The following is a 16694-nucleotide window of genomic DNA, read 5'->3' as shown; positions in this document are numbered from 1 at the left end:
AGATTTTCAGATTAGATCGATACTTGCGATCCCTTTTCCTTTCACTTCCCTCATTTCAGGAGTCCTCCCATGCCCCTCGAATACCTCGGTGCCCCGCCCGTCGCTTCGGACCGCCAGGCCCGCCCCTTCTCCCCGGCCGTGCGCGCGGGCGACTTCATCTATGTGTCGGGCCAGGTCCCGGCGAATGCCGATGGCGAAATCGTGGTGGGCGGCATCGAGGCGCAGACGCGCCAGGTGATGGAGAACCTGAAGAAAGTGCTCGCACTGGCCGGTGCCACGCTCGACGACGTGTGCAAGAGCACCGTATGGCTGCACGACGCGCGCGACTTTGGTGCCTTCAACCGCATCTACATGAGCTACTTCGGCGAGAACAAGCCGGCGCGCTCGACCACCGAGGCGCGCCTCATGGTCGACGCGAAGGTCGAGATCGACGTGGTGGCCTACAAGCCGAAGTAATCGGCCGATATCGGCCGATTGCGGGCTACTTCAGCTCGGTCTTGCGCTGGATGATCCGCGAGACCAACCCGTATTCCACCGCCTCCTCGGCCGAGAGCCAGCGGTCGCGCTCGATGTCGGCCAGCACCACGTCGATGTGCTTGCCGGTTTCGCGCGCGATCTCGTGCGCGATGCGCTGGCGGGCCTTGATGATTTCCTGCGCCTGAATCGCGATGTCGGTCGCCTGCCCGCCCGCGCCGCCGCTGGGCTGGTGGATCAAAAAGCGCGTGTTCGGCAGGCACACGCGCCGCTCGCGCGGGGCCGCGAGGAACAGGTGCGTGGCCGCGCTGCCCACCCAGCCGGTGCCGATCATGTTCACCGGCGCGCTGATGAAACGCACGATGTCATGGATCGCATCGCCCGACTCCAGGTGCCCGCCGGGCGAGCTCACGAGGATGTCGATGGGTTTCTCGGCGTTGTCCGCGTCGAGCGCGATGAGCCGGCGCGTCACGTCGGCGGCCACCGAGTCGGTGATGCTGCCGAAGATCAAGAGCGTGCGCGATTTGAACGCCTTTTCCTCCAAGTAGGAGTTGCGCGGCTCGGCCGTGGCCGCGGGCTGGGTGTCGTCGTCGGTTTCCATGATCAAGAAAAACTCCTGTGGTTGAACTGTCTTGACGAACAAGGCCACAGTTTCGTGACATTGCAGGGGCTGTGGCAAGCTGCGCCGATGCTCGATGAACGCTACCTGTCGCAATTGCCGGCGCATCGCGGCCGGCTCGTCCGTGCCGCGGCACGGCTCCTGGGCAACACGGCCGAGGCCGAAGACGTGGTGCAGGACACGTATCTGCGCGCCCTCGAGGAAGGCGACCGGCCGGCACTCGATGCGGCTCAGGCCTGGCTGACCACCGTCATGCAGCACCTGGCCATCGACCGGCTGCGGCGGCGCAACTGGATGCAGCGCTGGCTTCAGGATTCACAGGTGCTCGCGCCTGCGCCGGAGACTTCTTCCATCGAGGCGCGCGCCGCGCTGGCCCAGGAGGTCGAACAGGCCCTGCGGCTGCTGGCCACGCGGCTGGGTCCCGCCGACGGCGCCGCGGTACTGCTGCGCGAGGTGTTCGAGGCCAGCTTCAAGGAGATCGCACAGGCCAGCGGCAAGACCGAGGCGGCTTGCCGGCAGCAGTTGCATCGCGCGTTGCTGCGGCTGCGGCAGGACGACAGGGACGTGGAAGAACGCGGCGCTGATGCCGTCTTCCATGTGTACCGGCAAGCACTGCACGACTGCGATGCGCGAACGCTGTTCGCGATGCTGCGCCAGCCACCGGCGCGTGCGCTCGCCATGTCGGCTGCGACGGCACCGAAGTCCGATGCACCGCGCGTGGTGTGCCAGGTGATGCAGATCGGCGGACAGCTCGGACTTGTGCTGACCTTGGGTGGGAAGGTGCTGTGCGTGCTGCCGCTGGATGCGCGGCAGACCGAAGAAGCGTTGTATTAGCTCCTTCCCCCTCTGGGGGAAGGTTGGGATGGGGGCACGCGCGGCCTTCGAGGCTGCATGGCGTTGAAGGCCGCTGCGCCCCCACCCCGGCCCTCCCCCGGAAGGGGAGGGAGAAAGACAAAAAACTCAGCCCGCGAGGCGGCCCGCCACCAGTTGCAGCACCCGGTCGCAACGCTTCGCCAGTTCCTGGTCATGCGTGACCATCACGAACGCCGTGCCATGGCGGTGCGCCAGATCGAGCATCAAATCGAACACCGTGTCGGCCGTGCTGCGGTCCAGATTGCCAGTCGGCTCGTCCGCCAGCACGCACGCGGGTTGCGTGACCAGCGCACGTGCAATCGCCACACGCTGGCGCTCGCCGCCCGAGAGTTCGGCCGGGCGATGCTGCACCCGCTCGCCCAGGCCCACGCTCGTGAGAATCTTGCGAGCCGACTCCGCCGCCTGCGACGATTCCACGCGGCGGATCTTCAGCGGCATCGCTACGTTGTCCAGCGCGCTGAATTCGGGCAACAAATGATGGAACTGGTAGACGAACCCAAGGTGCTGGTTGCGCAGCCGCCCCTGCTCCGCCGCATCGGCATGCGCGATGTCCTTGCCGAGCAGTTCGACCTTGCCTGCGGTCGGCGAATCGAGCCCGCCCATCAGGTGCAGCAGCGTGCTCTTGCCCGAACCGGATGCGCCGACGATCGCCAGCGTTTCGCCGGCATGCACGTCGAGGTCCACGCCGTGCAGCACCGTCAGGTCGATGCGACCTTCGTGAAAACGCTTCGTGAGACCACGCGCCTTCAGAACAACTTCACTCATAGCGCAGCGCCTCCGCGGGATTGACGCGACTGGCGCGCCAGCTCGGGTACAACGTGGCCAGGAAGGCGAGGACGAGGGAGATGATCGCAATCGGCATGATGTCGCTCTGCTGCGGGTCGCTCGGCATCTTGCTGATCAGGTAGATGTCCTTGGGCAAGAAGCTCGCATGGAAGAGCTGTTCGAGGAAGGGCACGATCACGTCGATGTTGTAGGCAATGCCCAGGCCCAAGAGCAGGCCGGCCACGGTGCCGATCACGCCCACCATCGCGCCCTGCACCACGAAGATGCCCATGATGCTGCGCGGCGAGCTGCCCAGCGTGCGCAGGATGGCGATGTCGGCGCGCTTGTCGGTCACCGTCATCACGAGCGTGGACACGAGGTTGAAGGCCGCCACCGCCACGATCAGCGTGAGGATGATGAACATCATGCGTTTCTCGACCTGCACGGCCGCGAACCACGTCTTGTTCTGGCGCGTCCAGTCGCGGATCAGGAATTCGCCGGGCAGGCTCACGGCCAGCTGGTCGGCCACGTCGCGGGCCTCGTTCAGGTCCTTGAGCTTGAGGCGGATGCCGGTCGGGCCTTCGAGGCGGAACACCTTGGCCGCGTCCTGCTCGTGCACCATCGCCAGCGCCGAGTCGTACTCGTAATGGCCCGAATCGAAGGTGCCCACCACGGTGAACTGCTTCAGGCGCGGCACCACGCCGGCCGGCGTCACCTGGCCGCCCGGCGCCACCAGCGTGACCTTGTCGCCGGGCTGCACGAACATCGAACGCGCGAGCTCGACGCCCAGCACGATGCCGAATTCGCCCGGCACCAGCTTGTCGAAGGTGCCCTTGCTCGCGATGCCGCCGGTGTCGGTCACTTCGGGTTCGAGCTTCGGGTCGATGCCTCGGACGATCGCGCCCTTCATGTCCTCGCCGCGCGCGATCAGCGCCTGCGTGTTGATGAAGGGTGCCGCGCCGATGACCTCGGGGTTCTTGCGCGCGGCGGCCATGATTTCGTCCAGGCTCTGCAGCGCCTGGCCATCGCGCGAGAAGATCTCGATGTGCGACACCACGCCGAGCATGCGGTCGCGCACCTCTTTCTGGAAGCCGTTCATCACACTGAGCACAATGATCAGCGCCGCCACGCCCAGCGCGATGCCGAGCATCGAGACACCGGAGATGAAGGAGATGAAGCCGTTGCGCCGCGTCGCCCGGCCTGCGCGCGTGTAGCGCCAGCCGAGCTGCAGTTCATATGGGAGTCGCATCAAATTTCCTGCCAAGCCGCCTCAAAGGAAATCTGCCCGCCCTTGGGGGGCAGCGAATACACGAAGTGAGGAGCGAGGGGGTAGGTCATATACGGCGGGATTGTGGCATCCCGAAACGTTTGAGGGCTTCCGGGACAATAGAGGGATGGCCGAACACCCCCCACGTCACTTGTTGATCCCCTTCGCCGGCCGCGGTTCCCCGGCGTGCCGTGCCGCTCTGCCGGCACTCAAGCTCCCGAATCTCGAATCCCTGCTCTCCCGCCTCTCCCTCGCGGACACCGACACGCAGGACGAAAGCACGCGCTCGCCTCCGCACGAGCGGGCGCTCGCCAAGGCGCTGGGCATCGCCGCCGCCGACGGCTGCATCCCCTGGGCCGCGCTCGAAGCCCGCGAGGCCGGTCTTGCCGCCCCCGACGACACCGAAGGCTGGGGCGTCGTCACCCTATGCAACTGGCAGGTCGGCATCGACGACGTGGCGCTGGGCGATCCGGCCGTCATCGAGATCGATGCCGCCGAATCGGCCGCGCTGCTGGAGGTCGCCCGCCCCTTCTTCGAGGAAGACGGCATCGCGCTGCACGCCTCGCCCACGCCGGGCCGCTGGCTCGCTCGCGCGCGCATCTTCGACGGCCTCGCCACGGCCTCCATCGACCGCGCGGTGGGCTACCCGATTTCGCAATGGTCGCCGCTGGGCGACTCGGCGCGGCCGCTGCGCCGCCTGCAGAACGAGATGCAGATGCTGCTCTACACGCAGCGCGTGAACGACGACCGCGCCGCGCGCGGCGTGCCGCCGATCAACTCCTTCTGGCTCAGCGGGACCGGCGCATTGAAAGGCACCACGCCAGCATTCACCTCGCCGACGGTCACCGACGCGCTGCGCGTTCCCGCCCTGCGCGACGACGGCCCAGGTTGGGCCGAAGCCTGGCAGGCGCTGGATGCCGGCGCCATCGCCTCGCTGCTGGCCGACTACACGCGCGGCGCCGATGTGACGCTCACGCTCTGCGGCGATCGCGCCGCGCAGCGCTACACCGTGCAGCAGCGCGGCCTCGCGCGCTGGGCGAAGAGCCTCTTCGACCGCACACGCGCCGCCACGGTGCTGGAGTCGCTGTGAAGATCATCGCCCGCGACATTCCCCCGCGCACCGTCTGGGCCCTCGAGCAGGCCGGCGTCCATCCGCTGCTCGCGCGCCTCTTTGCCGCGCGCGGTGTGATGGCCAAGGATGAGCTGGACGACGGCCTTGCCCGCCTGCTGCTTCCCGACACCCTGCGCGGCACGCGCGAAGCCGCCGTGCTGCTGGCGGACGCGATGGCGCAGGACAAGCGCCTCTGTATCGTCGCCGACTACGACTGCGACGGCGCCACCGCCTGCGCGGTCGGCGTGCGCGGCCTGCGCCTCCTGGGCGCGAAACACGTGAGCTACCTCGTGCCCGATCGCGTGGTCGACGGCTACGGCCTTACGCCGCCGATTGCCGAGCGCGTGGCCGACAGCGGCGCCGACATGCTGATCACCGTCGACAACGGCATCGCGAGCGTCGAAGGCGTCGCGGCTGCGAAGGCGCGCGGCCTGCAGGTGCTGGTGACCGATCACCATCTGCCCGGCCCCGAACTGCCCATCGCCGACGTGCTGGTGAATCCGAACCAGCCCGGCTGCGACTTCGAGAGCAAGAGCATCGCGGGCGTCGGCGTCATGTTCTATGTGCTGCTCGCGCTGCGCTCCGAGCTGCGCGCGCGCGGCGTGTTCGACGTGGCGTCGCAACCGAAGCTCGATGCATTGCTGCCGCTGGTCGCGCTCGGCACGGTCGCCGACGTGGTGAAGCTCGACGCCAACAACCGCCGCCTCGTCGCGCAGGGCCTGCGCCGCATCCGCGCAGGCGCGATGCCCGCGGGCGTCGCCGCGCTCTTCAAGGCCGCGGGCCGCACGGCGTCGGTCGCCACCACCTTCGACTTCGGCTTCGCCCTGGGCCCGCGCATCAATGCGGCCGGGCGCCTGGCCGACATGACGCTGGGCATCGAATGCCTGCTGACCGACGACGCCGGCCGCGCCGACGAACTCGCGCGCATGCTCGACGGCATCAACCGCGAGCGGCGCGACATCGAGGGCGGCATGCGCGACCAGGCGCTGCTGCTGGCCGAATCGCTCTTCGCCACCGACGGCGAAGGCATCGAGGCGCCGCCGCCGGCCATCAGCGTGTTCGACGCGAACTTCCACGAGGGCGTGGTCGGCATCGTGGCCTCGCGCATCAAGGACCGTTTCCATCGTCCGACCTTCGTGTTCGCCGCGAGTGGCGCGCCGGGCAAGGAACAGGAGTTGAAGGGCTCGGGCCGATCGATTCCGGGCTTTCATCTGCGCGACGCGCTGGACCTCGTGGCCAAGCGCCATCCGGGCGTGCTGCTGCGCTTCGGCGGCCATGCGATGGCGGCGGGCTGCACGGTGGCGCGCGAGCATTTCGAGACCTTCGAGCAGGCGCTCGCACAGGTGGCCGGCGAGTGGCTGGCGGCATCGGCGCTCACCCGCCAGATCGAGACCGACGGGCCGATCGCGCGCGAGTACATGCGCATCGACCTCGTGGACACGCTGCACCGCGAGGTGTGGGGCCAGGGCTTTGCGCCGCCGACCTTCAGCGAGGAAGTGGAAGTGGTGTCGCAGCGCCTCGTGGGCGAGAAGCACCTGGCGCTCAAGCTCCGGCACCAGGGCCAGCCGATCGATGCGATCTGGTTCAGCCACACCGAACCGTTGCCGCCGAAGGTGAAGCTCGCGTTCCGCCTCGATGCGGACGAGTGGCAGGGCGTGCGGCGCCTGCGCTTCCTGGTCGAAGGGGCGGAGTTCTAGAAGAAGAAGAAAAAGAAACCAGGCCTTTCCGGAGGACCTGGATTGCCTTGATTACCTGGTTGGAGGGGGGAGACTGCGTTTAGCCGCGCCGATTTCCGTGGTTTCAGGCACGTGCAAGCCGGCAGATGCAAGCGGTCGAATGCTCGTCGGAGCACCGTTCGACGGGTTGCACCCGCGCTCCCCCGGAGTCATCGCACGTACAAAGCCACCGACACGACCAACGCCCAGCTGTAGGCCACGACCACGCACAGCCCCATGAGGAAACCTTCCGCCCTGCGGCTGGCTTCCGTCGCACGGGAATGCGCGCACAGCGTCTCCGAATTCCGGAGCAGCAACCCGTCGATGTCCACAGCGTCAACCCCCCTCCTCGCAGCACCTCCCTGATTCACAAGCCGGCCCCATCGAAGCAATCGCTCCTCCGTCCGTGGACAGAAAAAGTCGTCACGCTCCCTCCCAGGATCTGCGTCCGATGCGGCCTGCATTGCGTTCTCTCCCCGCGCCTCCGATGAGCGCACGCCGCGACTTTAGAGACAACTGAATTTCAAACAACCAATGACTAATACCAGTCGGGCCGTGACCCGTGCAATTGCGTTGTGTGGAACAGCGACTTCGATTGGAAATAAAACTTCCGTATACGCGCCATTGCGCAACACCAGTGAATTCTGCGTATTCCCAATGGCGGGCCACGGTGCTGGAGTGCGCGATCGGTTGTGACCACGAACATCGACGCCAGGTTCAGTGCGTTGCGGCCTTGCAAGGGTGACGGTGGTCCGCCATTGCAAATTGGAATTGATGCATTGCGCATCGAATTAAAAAGCCGGCGCGGTATTTACCCAAACTTAATTGGCAATTTAAATCTCACGCCCATGCCTCGACCAATTCGAATCACCGGGAATTTTCGATCGTACCCGGCCCTATCACGAATTCCCTCGGAATAAGAATTCTGAAAAGCGTCCCCTGCCCCATCACCGATTTGACATCAATACGGTAATTGAGGCGCGTGGCAAATCGCTTCACGATGGCCAAACCCAATCCCACGCCTTTGCTGCGGCCTTGATCGTCGACTTCTTCCTGATGAAATGCGTCAAAAATCCGCTGCCGCGCTTCAAGTTTTATTCCGGGCCCCTGGTCCCAGATTTCAATGGAAGCGCCCCTCGATGTTCTGCGGGCGCATACCAGCACACCATTCTTGGTGTATTTGAGCGCATTGGAAACCAGGTTTTCAAGCATGCGCAGCAGCATGGAAGCATCGGTGCCCACGGTAATTCTCGCAATTCGAAAACGCAATTGCACGCCATCGCGTTCGGCGATTTTCTCGAAATGCAGATCGAGCTTTTGAAATAGCGATTGAATTTCCGTGGCTCGGATCTTTACGCCGGCATCGAGCGCTTCAATTCGCGCGAATTCGAGAATATTGTTGATATAGATCTGAAGCGCATCGATTTCCTGTCCCAGCCGATCCAGCGTCGATTCCGCGGATTGATGCGTCTTGGTCGCCGCCATGGCGGACAGCACCCACAATTTCGCGGCATGCAGGCGCTGCTGGAAATCGTGGCTCGCACCCGCGAAGAATTCCGAGCGGGTATCGAGCGTTTTGTATGCGGTGTCCTTCAGCCGTTCGAGCTTGTCGTTGGCAATTTCGAGCTGGTTCACCAATTGACTGGCTTCATGGGTGCGCGCGAGCAAGTCGTTGAGCTGGCGAACCGCAATGAAAATATTCAGCCACAACACGGCCAGCACCCCCATGTCGAGCGCCACGATGACCGACAGGCTCGCCACGCCGTTGGAATACAGATTGGCCGAAAAAGCGCCCCACAGCAGCACGTTGTAAAGAACCACGGCAATGGGAGTCACCGGCCACATGCCGGTCATCGACACGCTGATGCTGAGCAGGCCGATGCACATGATCAATACGCGCACCGTGAGCACCGGCCCCACGAACAAATGGATGGTCCAGATCCAGTAGAAGCAGGCAATGACGATGATGACGATCGGGATCAGCTTCAGCCCGAGGGATTTCTTGACGACCGCCGGTGGCAATTGCGTCAGCGGCCAGAAAAGCGCGACGCGGATCAGCCAGGTCACCACCGAGACGGTGAGCCAGGTCCACATCGATGCCGAATCCAGAATCGGCGCGCTCGCCTCGGCGACCAGGAGCCCGAAGATCGTGATCCAGTAAGCCACCTGCTGGACAAAGAATTGGCGCTCCGCCAGATGACGGTGCGCCAGCGTCGCGTGAATCAGGGAGCGGGAGAGCCGCCCCTGCTTTTCCATCAGCGATTCGTCGAGCGGCTCGCTTTTGTTCTTGGTGAAGCCCCGAAGAAGCTCCTCAAGCATTCCCATCGCTGCTCCTCGTGGCGAAACCTGCCAGGAGCCCGAGTTGCAATGCCTTCTGAACGGCGTGTGCGCGCGATTTCACGCCCAGCGCTTCCATGGCGGAATCGATGTGGTAATTGACCGTTCCCGGGTGCAATGACAGCAATCGCGCGATTTCCTTGGTAGAGCGCCCCGCGCCGACGAATTCGAGGCATTGGCACTGGCGGTTGGTCAGCCGGATGGCATTCGGATTCGCGCCCAGGTCGGGCAATTCGGGAAAGACCTTTTCGCCCGCAATCGCCTTGTCCAGGCTCGCCTCGAGCTCCTTGATTTCGATGGCTTTGAGGATGTAGCCCTGGAACCCGCTGGCCTTGGCCTGGGCGATGTAGTCGGTCCGGTGCGTGCCGGTCAGGATGCAGGTGCGCCCTTCCTTGCCCAGCTTCTTGATTTCCATGGCCAGCGACAAACCGACCGCGCCGGGCACGTCCAGGTCGAGCAGGATCAAGCCCCATCGGTCGGGCGTTGCCTTCAATGCAAGCAGCGCTTTATCGGCGCTGTTGCAGACCTCGATATTGGCGACGAGCGGACTTCGCGCAATTTTTTCTGCTGTCGCTTCCGACACCAGAGGTTGGTCTTCTATGAACAGGACGTTGATCATTGGTACTTTTCGCCGGGGTGTTTTTGTTCTGCCGAATGGAAGTCAGGTATTGCAATGTCGGCCGCGCGGCTCGATGGTCTGCAGCGGAACGAGCGCGGCAATTCGCCGGGGCAGGGGCAGATGGCGGATCGGCCAGTCGCGGGCGCTTTGCCCGCGCCGGAAGGCGTAGGAGCCCTGGGCAATCAGTTGGGGAAGTCGGCTCATGTGGGGTGGCGTCGAGCCGTATTTTGCGGAGACCTTGCTGGGGCGACCCGCGTCGTCGATGACATCGTGAAGCGCTGCGCGGCGTGCTTCGATCAGTTCATCCATGCCCCCTACTTTACTCAAAGCAAACAAAGTCAATTGGCAAGAATAACTGTGAACTATGGCTTGGCGGCGATGTGATTTTGCAAATGAAATTGACTACTTTTATCTAAGCAACCAACCCGCGTTTCCATACAGCGGCGCGTCGCTTCCACTCTGACCGCCGCGAGCCCACGACATGGCGGGCGCAGATTCGGCACGCATTCCTACGCGCAGCCGATCGCAAGGTTTTACGGTGGTTTTTCGAATGCAGGCGCCCGCGGTCAAGCCCGGAGGCACAACGGACAACGGGCCCGGCGCGCTTCGTTTCATTCAACTTTTCCAAGGAGACCGACATGGAAACCACAGACCTTCGCCCCCTTGCCGTGGTGACGGGCGCCTCGTCAGGCATCGGCTTTCAACTCGCGCTGCTCGCCGCGCGCAACGGCTACGACTTGTTGATCGGCGCGGACGAGCCCCTGGAGCAGGCCGAAACCGAGCTGCGCGTGCTGGGCGCGAACGTGGTGTCGGTGCGCGCCGACTTCGCCACGCGCGACGGCGTGGACGCGCTGCTGGCCGCCGCCGAGGGCCGGCCCATCGACGCGCTGTTCGCGAATGCGGGCCACGGCCTCGGCCACGGCTTTCTCGACCAGGACTTTCACGACGTGCAGCACGTGATCAACACCAACATCACCGGCACCATCTACCTCGTGCAGTGCGTGGGCCGCGAGATGCGCAAGGCGGGCCAGGGGCGCATCCTCATCACGGGCTCGATCGCGGGCTTCCAGCCGGGGAGCTTCCAGGCGGTCTACAACGGCAGCAAGGCGTTCATCGACTCGTTCGCGATGGCGCTGCGCAATGAGTTGAAGGGCACGGGCGTCTCGGTGAGTTGCTTGATGCCCGGCGTGACCGACACCCACTTCTTCGCGCGCGCCGACATGCTCGACACGCGCGTCGGCCAGCAAACCGACAAGGCCGACCCGGCGGAAGTGGCCAAGGCCGGCTTCGACGCGATGATGAAGGGCGAGAGCGGCGTGATCGCGGGATGGCGCAACAAGATGCAGGTGGCGCTGTCGCGGGTGATGCCGGGGCCGAAGCTGGCGGAGCAGCATCGCAAGCTGGCGGAGCCGGGGAGTGCCGAGCGGAAGACGGCGCTGTCGTAGCCACCTCTCGCTCATCTGTCGCCTAAAGAAAAGCCCTCCGAGCGGAGAACCGCGGGAGGGCTTTTTCGGGTTTTGGTGCCGCTTGTCGGAATCGAACTGACGACCTTCCGCTTACAAGGCGGGTGCTCTACCAATTGAGCTAAAGCGGCTGAATTTCTTCGGAGTGCGTGATTCTAGTAGTCCGTTGCAAGCGCCTACTTGATGCGCTTGAGCGAGGGCCTCGAACCGCCACCGGCCGGCGGGCGCGGCGGCTCGTCGACGGGGTCCATGGGCGCGCCGGCAGAGTCGGCATCGACCACTTCGCCGCCTTCTTCACCCGTGACCAGGTGAACGATCTTGCCGGCATCGCCTTCGGTGCCGCGCGAGGCGTCACGCAAAGGCATGCGCGCCGGACCCGTGGGCGAGGCTGGCACATCGCTGCCGCTGTCGACCGCAGGCGCTGGGGCGGGAAACGCCATGCCCTGTCCGTTCTCGCGCGCATAGATCGCGATCACGCGCCCCACCGGCACGCTGATCTCGCGCGCACTGCCCGCAAAGCGGGCCTTGAACTCGATGAAATCGTTGCCCAGCTTGAGCGAGCTGGTCGCATCGAAGCTGATGTTGAGCACGATCTCGCCGTTCTTCACATACTCGCGCGGCACCTGGACGGTGTCGTCGACCTGCACAGCGACATAGGGCGTGAACCCGTTGTCGGTGCACCATTCGTACAGCGCCCGGATGAGGTACGGGCGGGTGGAAGACGACTCGAGCGCGTTGATCATGAAAGAGCAGAGAACGGGACTTGGACGCAGCTTTTACTTGCGCATGACCTTTTCCGAGGGCGTGAGCGCTTCGATGTAGGCGGGACGCGAGAAGATGCGCTCGGCATACTTCAGCAGCGGCGCCGCGTTCTTGCTGAGGTCGATGCCGTAGTAGTCCAGGCGCCAGAGCAGCGGCGCGATGGCCACGTCGAGCATCGAGAAGTTGTCGCCCAGCATGTACTTGTTCTTGAGGAACACGGGCGCCAGTTGCGTCAGGCGGTCGCGGATGTGCGAGCGGGCCTTTTCGATGGTTTTCTCGTTGCCCTTGGTGGTGCGGTTCTCCAGCGTGGACACATGCACGAACAGTTCCTTCTCGAAGTTGAGCAGGAACAGGCGCACGCGGGCGCGGTCGACCGGGTCGCCGGGCATCAGTTGCGGATGCGGGAAGCGCTCGTCGATGTACTCGTTGATGATGTTCGACTCGTACAGGATCAGGTCGCGCTCGACCAGGATCGGCACCTGGCCATACGGATTCATCACGCTGATGTCTTCGGGCTTGTTGTAGAGATCGACGTCGCGGATCTCGAAGTCCATGCCCTTTTCGAACAGAACGAAGCGGCAGCGGTGGGAAAAGGGGCAGGTCGTTCCTGAATACAAGACCATCATGGCGAGAGACTCCTAAAAATCAAAAAGAGTGGGTCGCGTTGGCAACCCACTCTGTGGGACCGGATGCACGAGGCAACCGGTCGGCGTGGACGGAACTACTTGACGTCTTTCCAGTACGAGGCGTTCAGTCGCCACACGAAAACCACCGACATGGCCAGGAACAGCAGGACCCAGACGCCAATGCGAATGCGGGTGTTCTGCGCGGGCTCGGCCATCCACTGCAGGTAGCTGACCAGGTCGCCAACGGCGTTGTCGTATTGCACCGAGTTCAGGGTGCCGGGGGTGACCTGCTCCCACTTGCCCGTGAAGACTTCGGTGGCATGGCCGTGCTGCTCGACCTTGGTGTAGACCGGCCGGCGCTCGCCCTGCAGTTCCCACAGGGGGTTCGGCATGGCGACGCTCGGGAACACGAGGTTGTTCCAGCCGGTGGCCTTGGTGTCGTCGCGGTAGAAGGTGCGAAGGAAGGTGTAGAGGTAGTCGGCGCCCGTGCCGCCGTGGCCGGCACGCGAACGCGCGACCAGCGTGAGGTCGGGCGGCGTGGTGCCGAACCACTCCTTGGCCTGGCGCGCGTCGATGTTGGCCTTCATGGTTTCGCCGACCTTGTCGGTCGTGAACAGAAGGTTGTCCTTGATCTGCTGCTCGGTGATGCCGATGTCCTGCAGGCGGTTGTAGCGCATGAAGGCGGCCGAGTGGCAGTTGAGGCAGTAGTTGACGAACAGCTTGGCGCCGTTCTGCAAAGCCTGCACGTCGGTCGTCTTGTTGGGCGCCTTGTCCCAAGCCAGGCCACCGGACTCGGCCGATGCGGGGGCGGAGAAGGTCAGCCCCAGCGCCAGACCCAAGGTAGCCATGACCGCGAGCCAGCCGGAAATTCTTTTCTTCATCGTGTTTCTCTCAAGCTCTTGCACTTCTCGTGTCTCGTCTCAATGCGCGGCGAAGACCACGCGCTCGGGCACGGGCTTGAATTCGCCCTTGCGGCTCCACCAGGGCATCAAGAGGAAGAAGCCGAAGTAGAAGAGCGTGCCGATCTGCGAGATGGTCTGGGCGATGTCGAGGGCAAAGGAGCCGATCACCAGGTTGCCCCAGACGCCGGGCGGCTGGATGCCCAGGTAGCCCAGGATCAGGAAGAGGAAGACGAAGACGCCATACACATACTTGTGCCAGCTCGGGCGGTAGCGGATCGACTTGACTTCGCTGTGGTCCAGCCACGGCAGGAAGAACAGGATGATGACCGAACCGCCCATCACGACCACGCCCCAGAACTTGGCGTCGAAGGCCTTGAGCAGGAAGATGGCCACGGCCGCCACGACGACGATCGCGATCTTCAGCGCCGTACCCGACTTGCCCTTGACGAAGTTCAGGATGGCAGCCAGGCCGATGATCAGCGCGAACACGTTGACCATGTCGTCGGTCGTCGCACGCAGCATCGAATAGAACGGCGTGAAGTACCAGACCGGGGCGATGTGGTTGGGCGTCTTCAGCGAATCGGCCGGGATGAAGTTGTTGTACTCGAGGAAGTACCCACCGGCTTCGGGCGCGAAGAAGATCACCGCCGAGAAGATCGTGAGGAACACCACCACGCCGAAGATGTCGTGCACCGTGTAGTACGGATGCGACGGAATGCCGTCGAGCGGATGGCCGTCGGGACCGCGGTTGGCCTTGATCTCGATGCCGTCGGGGTTGTTGGAACCCACTTCGTGCAGCGCGATCAGGTGAGCCACCACCAGGCCGAGCAGCACCAGCGGCACGGCGATCACGTGGAAGCTGAAGAAGCGGTTCAGCGTGGCGTCGCTCACCACATAGTCGCCGCGGATCAGGAGGGCCAGGTCAGGACCGATGAACGGAATGGCGGCGAACAGGTTCACGATCACCTGGGCGCCCCAGTAGGACATCTGGCCCCAGGGCAGCAGGTAGCCCATGAAGGCTTCGGCCATGAGGCACAGGAAGATCGCGCAGCCGAACACCCAGATCAGCTCGCGGGGCTTGCGGTAGCTGCCGTACATGAGGCCGCGGAACATGTGCAGGTACACCACGACAAAGAACGCGGAGGCGCCCGTCGAGTGGATGTAGCGGATGAGCCAGCCCCAGGGCACGTCGCGCATGATGTACTCGACCGATGCGAACGCCTGGTTCGCGTCGGGCTTGTAATGCATGACGAGGAAGATGCCGGTGACGATCTGGATCACGAGGACCAGCATCGCCAGCGAGCCGAAGATGTACCAGAAGTTGAAGTTCTTCGGTGCGTAGTACTTGCCCCACTGGTCGTTCCAGAGCTTGGTCAGCGGGAAGCGATTGTCGACCCAGTTGAGCAGCTTCTCGCCAGCCGGCGCGTTGGGGGAAATTTCGTGGAATTCAGCCATGTTCTTCTTCTGCCTCAGGCCTTCTTGGAGTCTTCACCGATCAGGAGCTTGGTGTCCGACAGGTACATGTGCGGAGGCACAGGCAGGTTGTCGGGCGCGGGCTTGTTCTTGAAGACGCGGCCGGCCAGGTCGAACGTGGAACCGTGGCAAGGGCAGAGGAAGCCGCCTTCCCAGTCGGCCGGCAGCGAAGGCTGGGGGCCGGCTTGCAGGCGGTCCACCGGCGAGCAGCCCAGGTGGGTGCAGATACCCACCACGACCAGCACGTCGGGCTTGATCGAGCGATGCTCGTTCTGGGCGTACTTGGGTGTGAATTCGTCGGGGTGGCGCTTGGAGAGCGGGTCGGCCAGTTGGCCGTCCAGCTTGGGGAGCTCCGCGACCTGCTCGGGCGAGCGCTTGAGGATCCAGACCGGCTTGCCGCGCCATTCGACGGTCATTTTCTCGCCAACCTTGAGGCCCGAAATGTCGACTTCGACAGCAGCGCCGGCGGCCTTGGCCTTCTCCGACGGCTGGAAAGTACTCACAAATGGAACTACGGTGGCCACGCCACCCGCTACGCCGGCACAGCTGGATGCGATCAACCACGTCCGCTTGCTTGTGTCGATCCGGGGCGAGCCGGAGGTCATGTCACTCATGGGGATCCTCTTGTCTTCTTCGCTGGAGCAGGGGTCAACCCGCGATTGTAGCGGGGCGCCGAAGGGATATTCAATGGCTGCCATGCGCGTGGCCGGCGAACGATGGCCGGCGCTGCGCGTCCGTGGAACGCGCACCACACATGCCGGGCGGCGGGGCCGCGGTGGCTCGACCGGGCAGCCTTCAGTTCAGAAGCCCGTGCTGCATCGCCTCGTGGACCGCCTGGGTCCGCGACTTGACCGCGAGCTTCCGATAGATGCTCTTGGCGTGGAACTCGATCGTGTTGACCGACAGGTAGACCGCCTCCGCGATCTGCCGGTTGCTCCATCCCTGCGCAATCAGCCGCAGCACCTTGAGCTCGCGCGGCGAGAGCCGGGCGGGTGCCGACGGCGGCTCGGCAAGAGGCACGGTCCGGATCGGCTCGATCGTCCGCGTCTTCGCCGATGCGGCGATCAGCCCGAGGATGCGCCGCGCGACGCGCGAGTCCATCGGCGCACCGCCGCGCTCGATCGAGCGCAGCAGGAAAGAAAGTTCGGCGTCGTCCGCCTCCGTCAGCAGGTAGCCGATGGCGCCCGCGGAGATCGCGGCGTTCACCAGTTCATGGTCGTCGCACGGCGACATGGCGATGGTCTCGATGTGCCGATAGGTCTCGCGCACATGGCGGATCAGCGAGACGCCGTCACTGCCCGGCAGGCACATGCCGACCAGCAGGAGGTCGTAGGGCAGCGAGGCCAGGAGGTTGCACGCCTCGGCGCGCGTGGATGCGACCACGACGCGGCGGCCGGGCGCGAGGTTACCCAGTATGCGGCGCAGCCGGGCGGCCACGTCGGGGTCTTCCTCGACGATCAGTGCACCGTGAAAAGTGCTCACGTACGAGAGCTGCGACGCCGACGACATCGGCGCCGTTCTCAAAGGATGACTGGAAAGATTGATGGCCACGCGCACGTCCCTCTTGCTACGCAAGGTAGCGTCCAAATGTTGACTTTCGTTTCAGATACCGCAGGAACGATGCCCGCACGAAAGCACACCGGCCGAGTCAAGTGCGGCAAGGCGACCAGCACCTTGATTTCATTGGG

Annotated in this window: 17 protein-coding genes and 1 tRNA gene; 5 read left to right on the top strand and 13 right to left on the bottom strand. The window is 64.3% G+C overall.

What is annotated here, in order from left to right; all coding sequences use genetic code 11:
- Positions 1–69 precede the first annotated feature (69 nt).
- Positions 70–456: a RidA family protein gene (locus tag VARPA_RS06465; RefSeq protein ID WP_013539755.1), complete on the top strand. Its 387-nt coding sequence runs from the start codon at positions 70–72 to the stop codon at positions 454–456.
- A 25-nt stretch (positions 457–481) separates the two neighbouring features.
- Here the strand turns inward: VARPA_RS06465 and VARPA_RS06460 are convergent, their stop codons facing one another.
- Complete coding sequence (locus VARPA_RS06460; RefSeq protein ID WP_013539754.1) at positions 482–1075, bottom strand: ATP-dependent Clp protease proteolytic subunit; 594 nt, start codon at positions 1073–1075, stop codon at positions 482–484.
- 54 nt (positions 1076–1129) lie between these two features.
- On the opposite strand from VARPA_RS06460, the gene VARPA_RS06455 reads away from it, so the two are divergent.
- Positions 1130–1927 carry a sigma-70 family RNA polymerase sigma factor gene (locus VARPA_RS06455; protein ID WP_013539753.1) on the top strand — a complete coding sequence of 266 codons (798 nt, stop codon included), beginning with the start codon at positions 1130–1132 and terminating at the stop codon, positions 1925–1927.
- 126 nt (positions 1928–2053) lie between these two features.
- Here the strand turns inward: VARPA_RS06455 and lolD are convergent, their stop codons facing one another.
- Together lolD and VARPA_RS06445 are read right to left on the bottom strand one after the other, a co-directional pair.
- The gene (gene lolD / locus VARPA_RS06450) at positions 2054–2731 is read right to left on the bottom strand and encodes a lipoprotein-releasing ABC transporter ATP-binding protein LolD (protein WP_013539752.1); all 678 of its coding nucleotides are present in this window, start codon (positions 2729–2731) and stop codon (positions 2054–2056) included.
- Positions 2724–3980 carry a lipoprotein-releasing ABC transporter permease subunit gene (locus VARPA_RS06445; RefSeq protein WP_013539751.1) on the bottom strand — a complete coding sequence of 419 codons (1257 nt, stop codon included), beginning with the start codon at positions 3978–3980 and terminating at the stop codon, positions 2724–2726. Before VARPA_RS06445 ends, lolD begins: the two co-directional genes overlap by 8 nt.
- Positions 3981–4125: 145 nt before the next feature.
- On the opposite strand from VARPA_RS06445, the gene VARPA_RS06440 reads away from it, so the two are divergent.
- Together VARPA_RS06440 and recJ are read left to right on the top strand one after the other, a co-directional pair.
- Positions 4126–5088, top strand: coding sequence for a hypothetical protein (locus VARPA_RS06440; protein WP_013539750.1), 963 nt, complete (start codon positions 4126–4128; stop codon positions 5086–5088).
- On the top strand, positions 5085–6806 hold the full coding sequence (gene recJ / locus VARPA_RS06435; RefSeq protein ID WP_013539749.1) for a single-stranded-DNA-specific exonuclease RecJ: 1722 nt from the start codon (positions 5085–5087) through the stop codon (positions 6804–6806). Before VARPA_RS06440 ends, recJ begins: the two co-directional genes overlap by 4 nt.
- 885 nt (positions 6807–7691) lie before the next feature.
- Here the strand turns inward: recJ and VARPA_RS30110 are convergent.
- The 3 genes from VARPA_RS30110 to VARPA_RS30975 are packed head-to-tail and all read right to left on the bottom strand — an operon-like array spanning position 7692 to position 10089.
- On the bottom strand, positions 7692–9149 hold the full coding sequence (locus tag VARPA_RS30110; protein ID WP_013539748.1) for a sensor histidine kinase: 1458 nt from the start codon (positions 9147–9149) through the stop codon (positions 7692–7694).
- Complete coding sequence (locus VARPA_RS06420) at positions 9136–9780, bottom strand: response regulator transcription factor (RefSeq protein ID WP_013539747.1); 645 nt, start codon at positions 9778–9780, stop codon at positions 9136–9138. The genes VARPA_RS30110 and VARPA_RS06420 overlap by 14 nt, the downstream gene beginning before the upstream one ends.
- Before the next feature lie 42 nt (positions 9781–9822).
- On the bottom strand, positions 9823–10089 hold the full coding sequence (locus VARPA_RS30975) for a hypothetical protein (RefSeq protein ID WP_013539746.1): 267 nt from the start codon (positions 10087–10089) through the stop codon (positions 9823–9825).
- 329 nt (positions 10090–10418) lie between these two features.
- On the opposite strand from VARPA_RS30975, the gene VARPA_RS06410 reads away from it, so the two are divergent.
- A complete protein-coding gene (locus VARPA_RS06410) occupies positions 10419–11225 on the top strand; it encodes an SDR family NAD(P)-dependent oxidoreductase (protein ID WP_013539745.1) in 807 nt (268 codons plus the stop codon).
- A 73-nt stretch (positions 11226–11298) separates the two neighbouring features.
- Here the strand turns inward: VARPA_RS06410 and VARPA_RS06405 are convergent.
- From VARPA_RS06405 to VARPA_RS06375, 7 genes are all read right to left on the bottom strand, one after another.
- A tRNA-Thr gene (locus VARPA_RS06405) sits at positions 11299–11374 on the bottom strand.
- Positions 11375–11419: 45 nt separating this feature from the next.
- A complete protein-coding gene (locus VARPA_RS06400) occupies positions 11420–11986 on the bottom strand; it encodes a ClpXP protease specificity-enhancing factor (RefSeq protein ID WP_013539744.1) in 567 nt (188 codons plus the stop codon).
- Positions 11987–12019: 33 nt separating this feature from the next.
- Complete coding sequence (locus VARPA_RS06395) at positions 12020–12631, bottom strand: glutathione S-transferase N-terminal domain-containing protein (protein WP_013539743.1); 612 nt, start codon at positions 12629–12631, stop codon at positions 12020–12022.
- Positions 12632–12726: 95 nt separating this feature from the next.
- Positions 12727–13512: a cytochrome c1 gene (locus tag VARPA_RS06390; protein WP_013539742.1), complete on the bottom strand. Its 786-nt coding sequence runs from the start codon at positions 13510–13512 to the stop codon at positions 12727–12729.
- A 39-nt stretch (positions 13513–13551) separates the two neighbouring features.
- Positions 13552–14988: a cytochrome b gene (locus VARPA_RS06385; RefSeq protein ID WP_013539741.1), complete on the bottom strand. Its 1437-nt coding sequence runs from the start codon at positions 14986–14988 to the stop codon at positions 13552–13554.
- Positions 14989–15002: 14 nt separating this feature from the next.
- Positions 15003–15620 carry a ubiquinol-cytochrome c reductase iron-sulfur subunit gene (gene petA / locus VARPA_RS06380; protein WP_013539740.1) on the bottom strand — a complete coding sequence of 206 codons (618 nt, stop codon included), beginning with the start codon at positions 15618–15620 and terminating at the stop codon, positions 15003–15005.
- Positions 15621–15801: 181 nt separating this feature from the next.
- A complete protein-coding gene (locus VARPA_RS06375) occupies positions 15802–16515 on the bottom strand; it encodes a response regulator transcription factor (protein ID WP_013539739.1) in 714 nt (237 codons plus the stop codon).
- Between the last annotated feature and the right edge of the window lie 179 nt (positions 16516–16694).

Origin of the sequence: Variovorax paradoxus EPS, from assembly GCF_000184745.1 — a bacterium.
GTDB classification, from domain to species: domain Bacteria; phylum Pseudomonadota; class Gammaproteobacteria; order Burkholderiales; family Burkholderiaceae_C; genus Variovorax; species Variovorax paradoxus_C.
The sequence above is the reverse complement of the archived record's forward strand: the minus strand, read 5'-3'. Positions and strand labels throughout refer to the sequence as shown.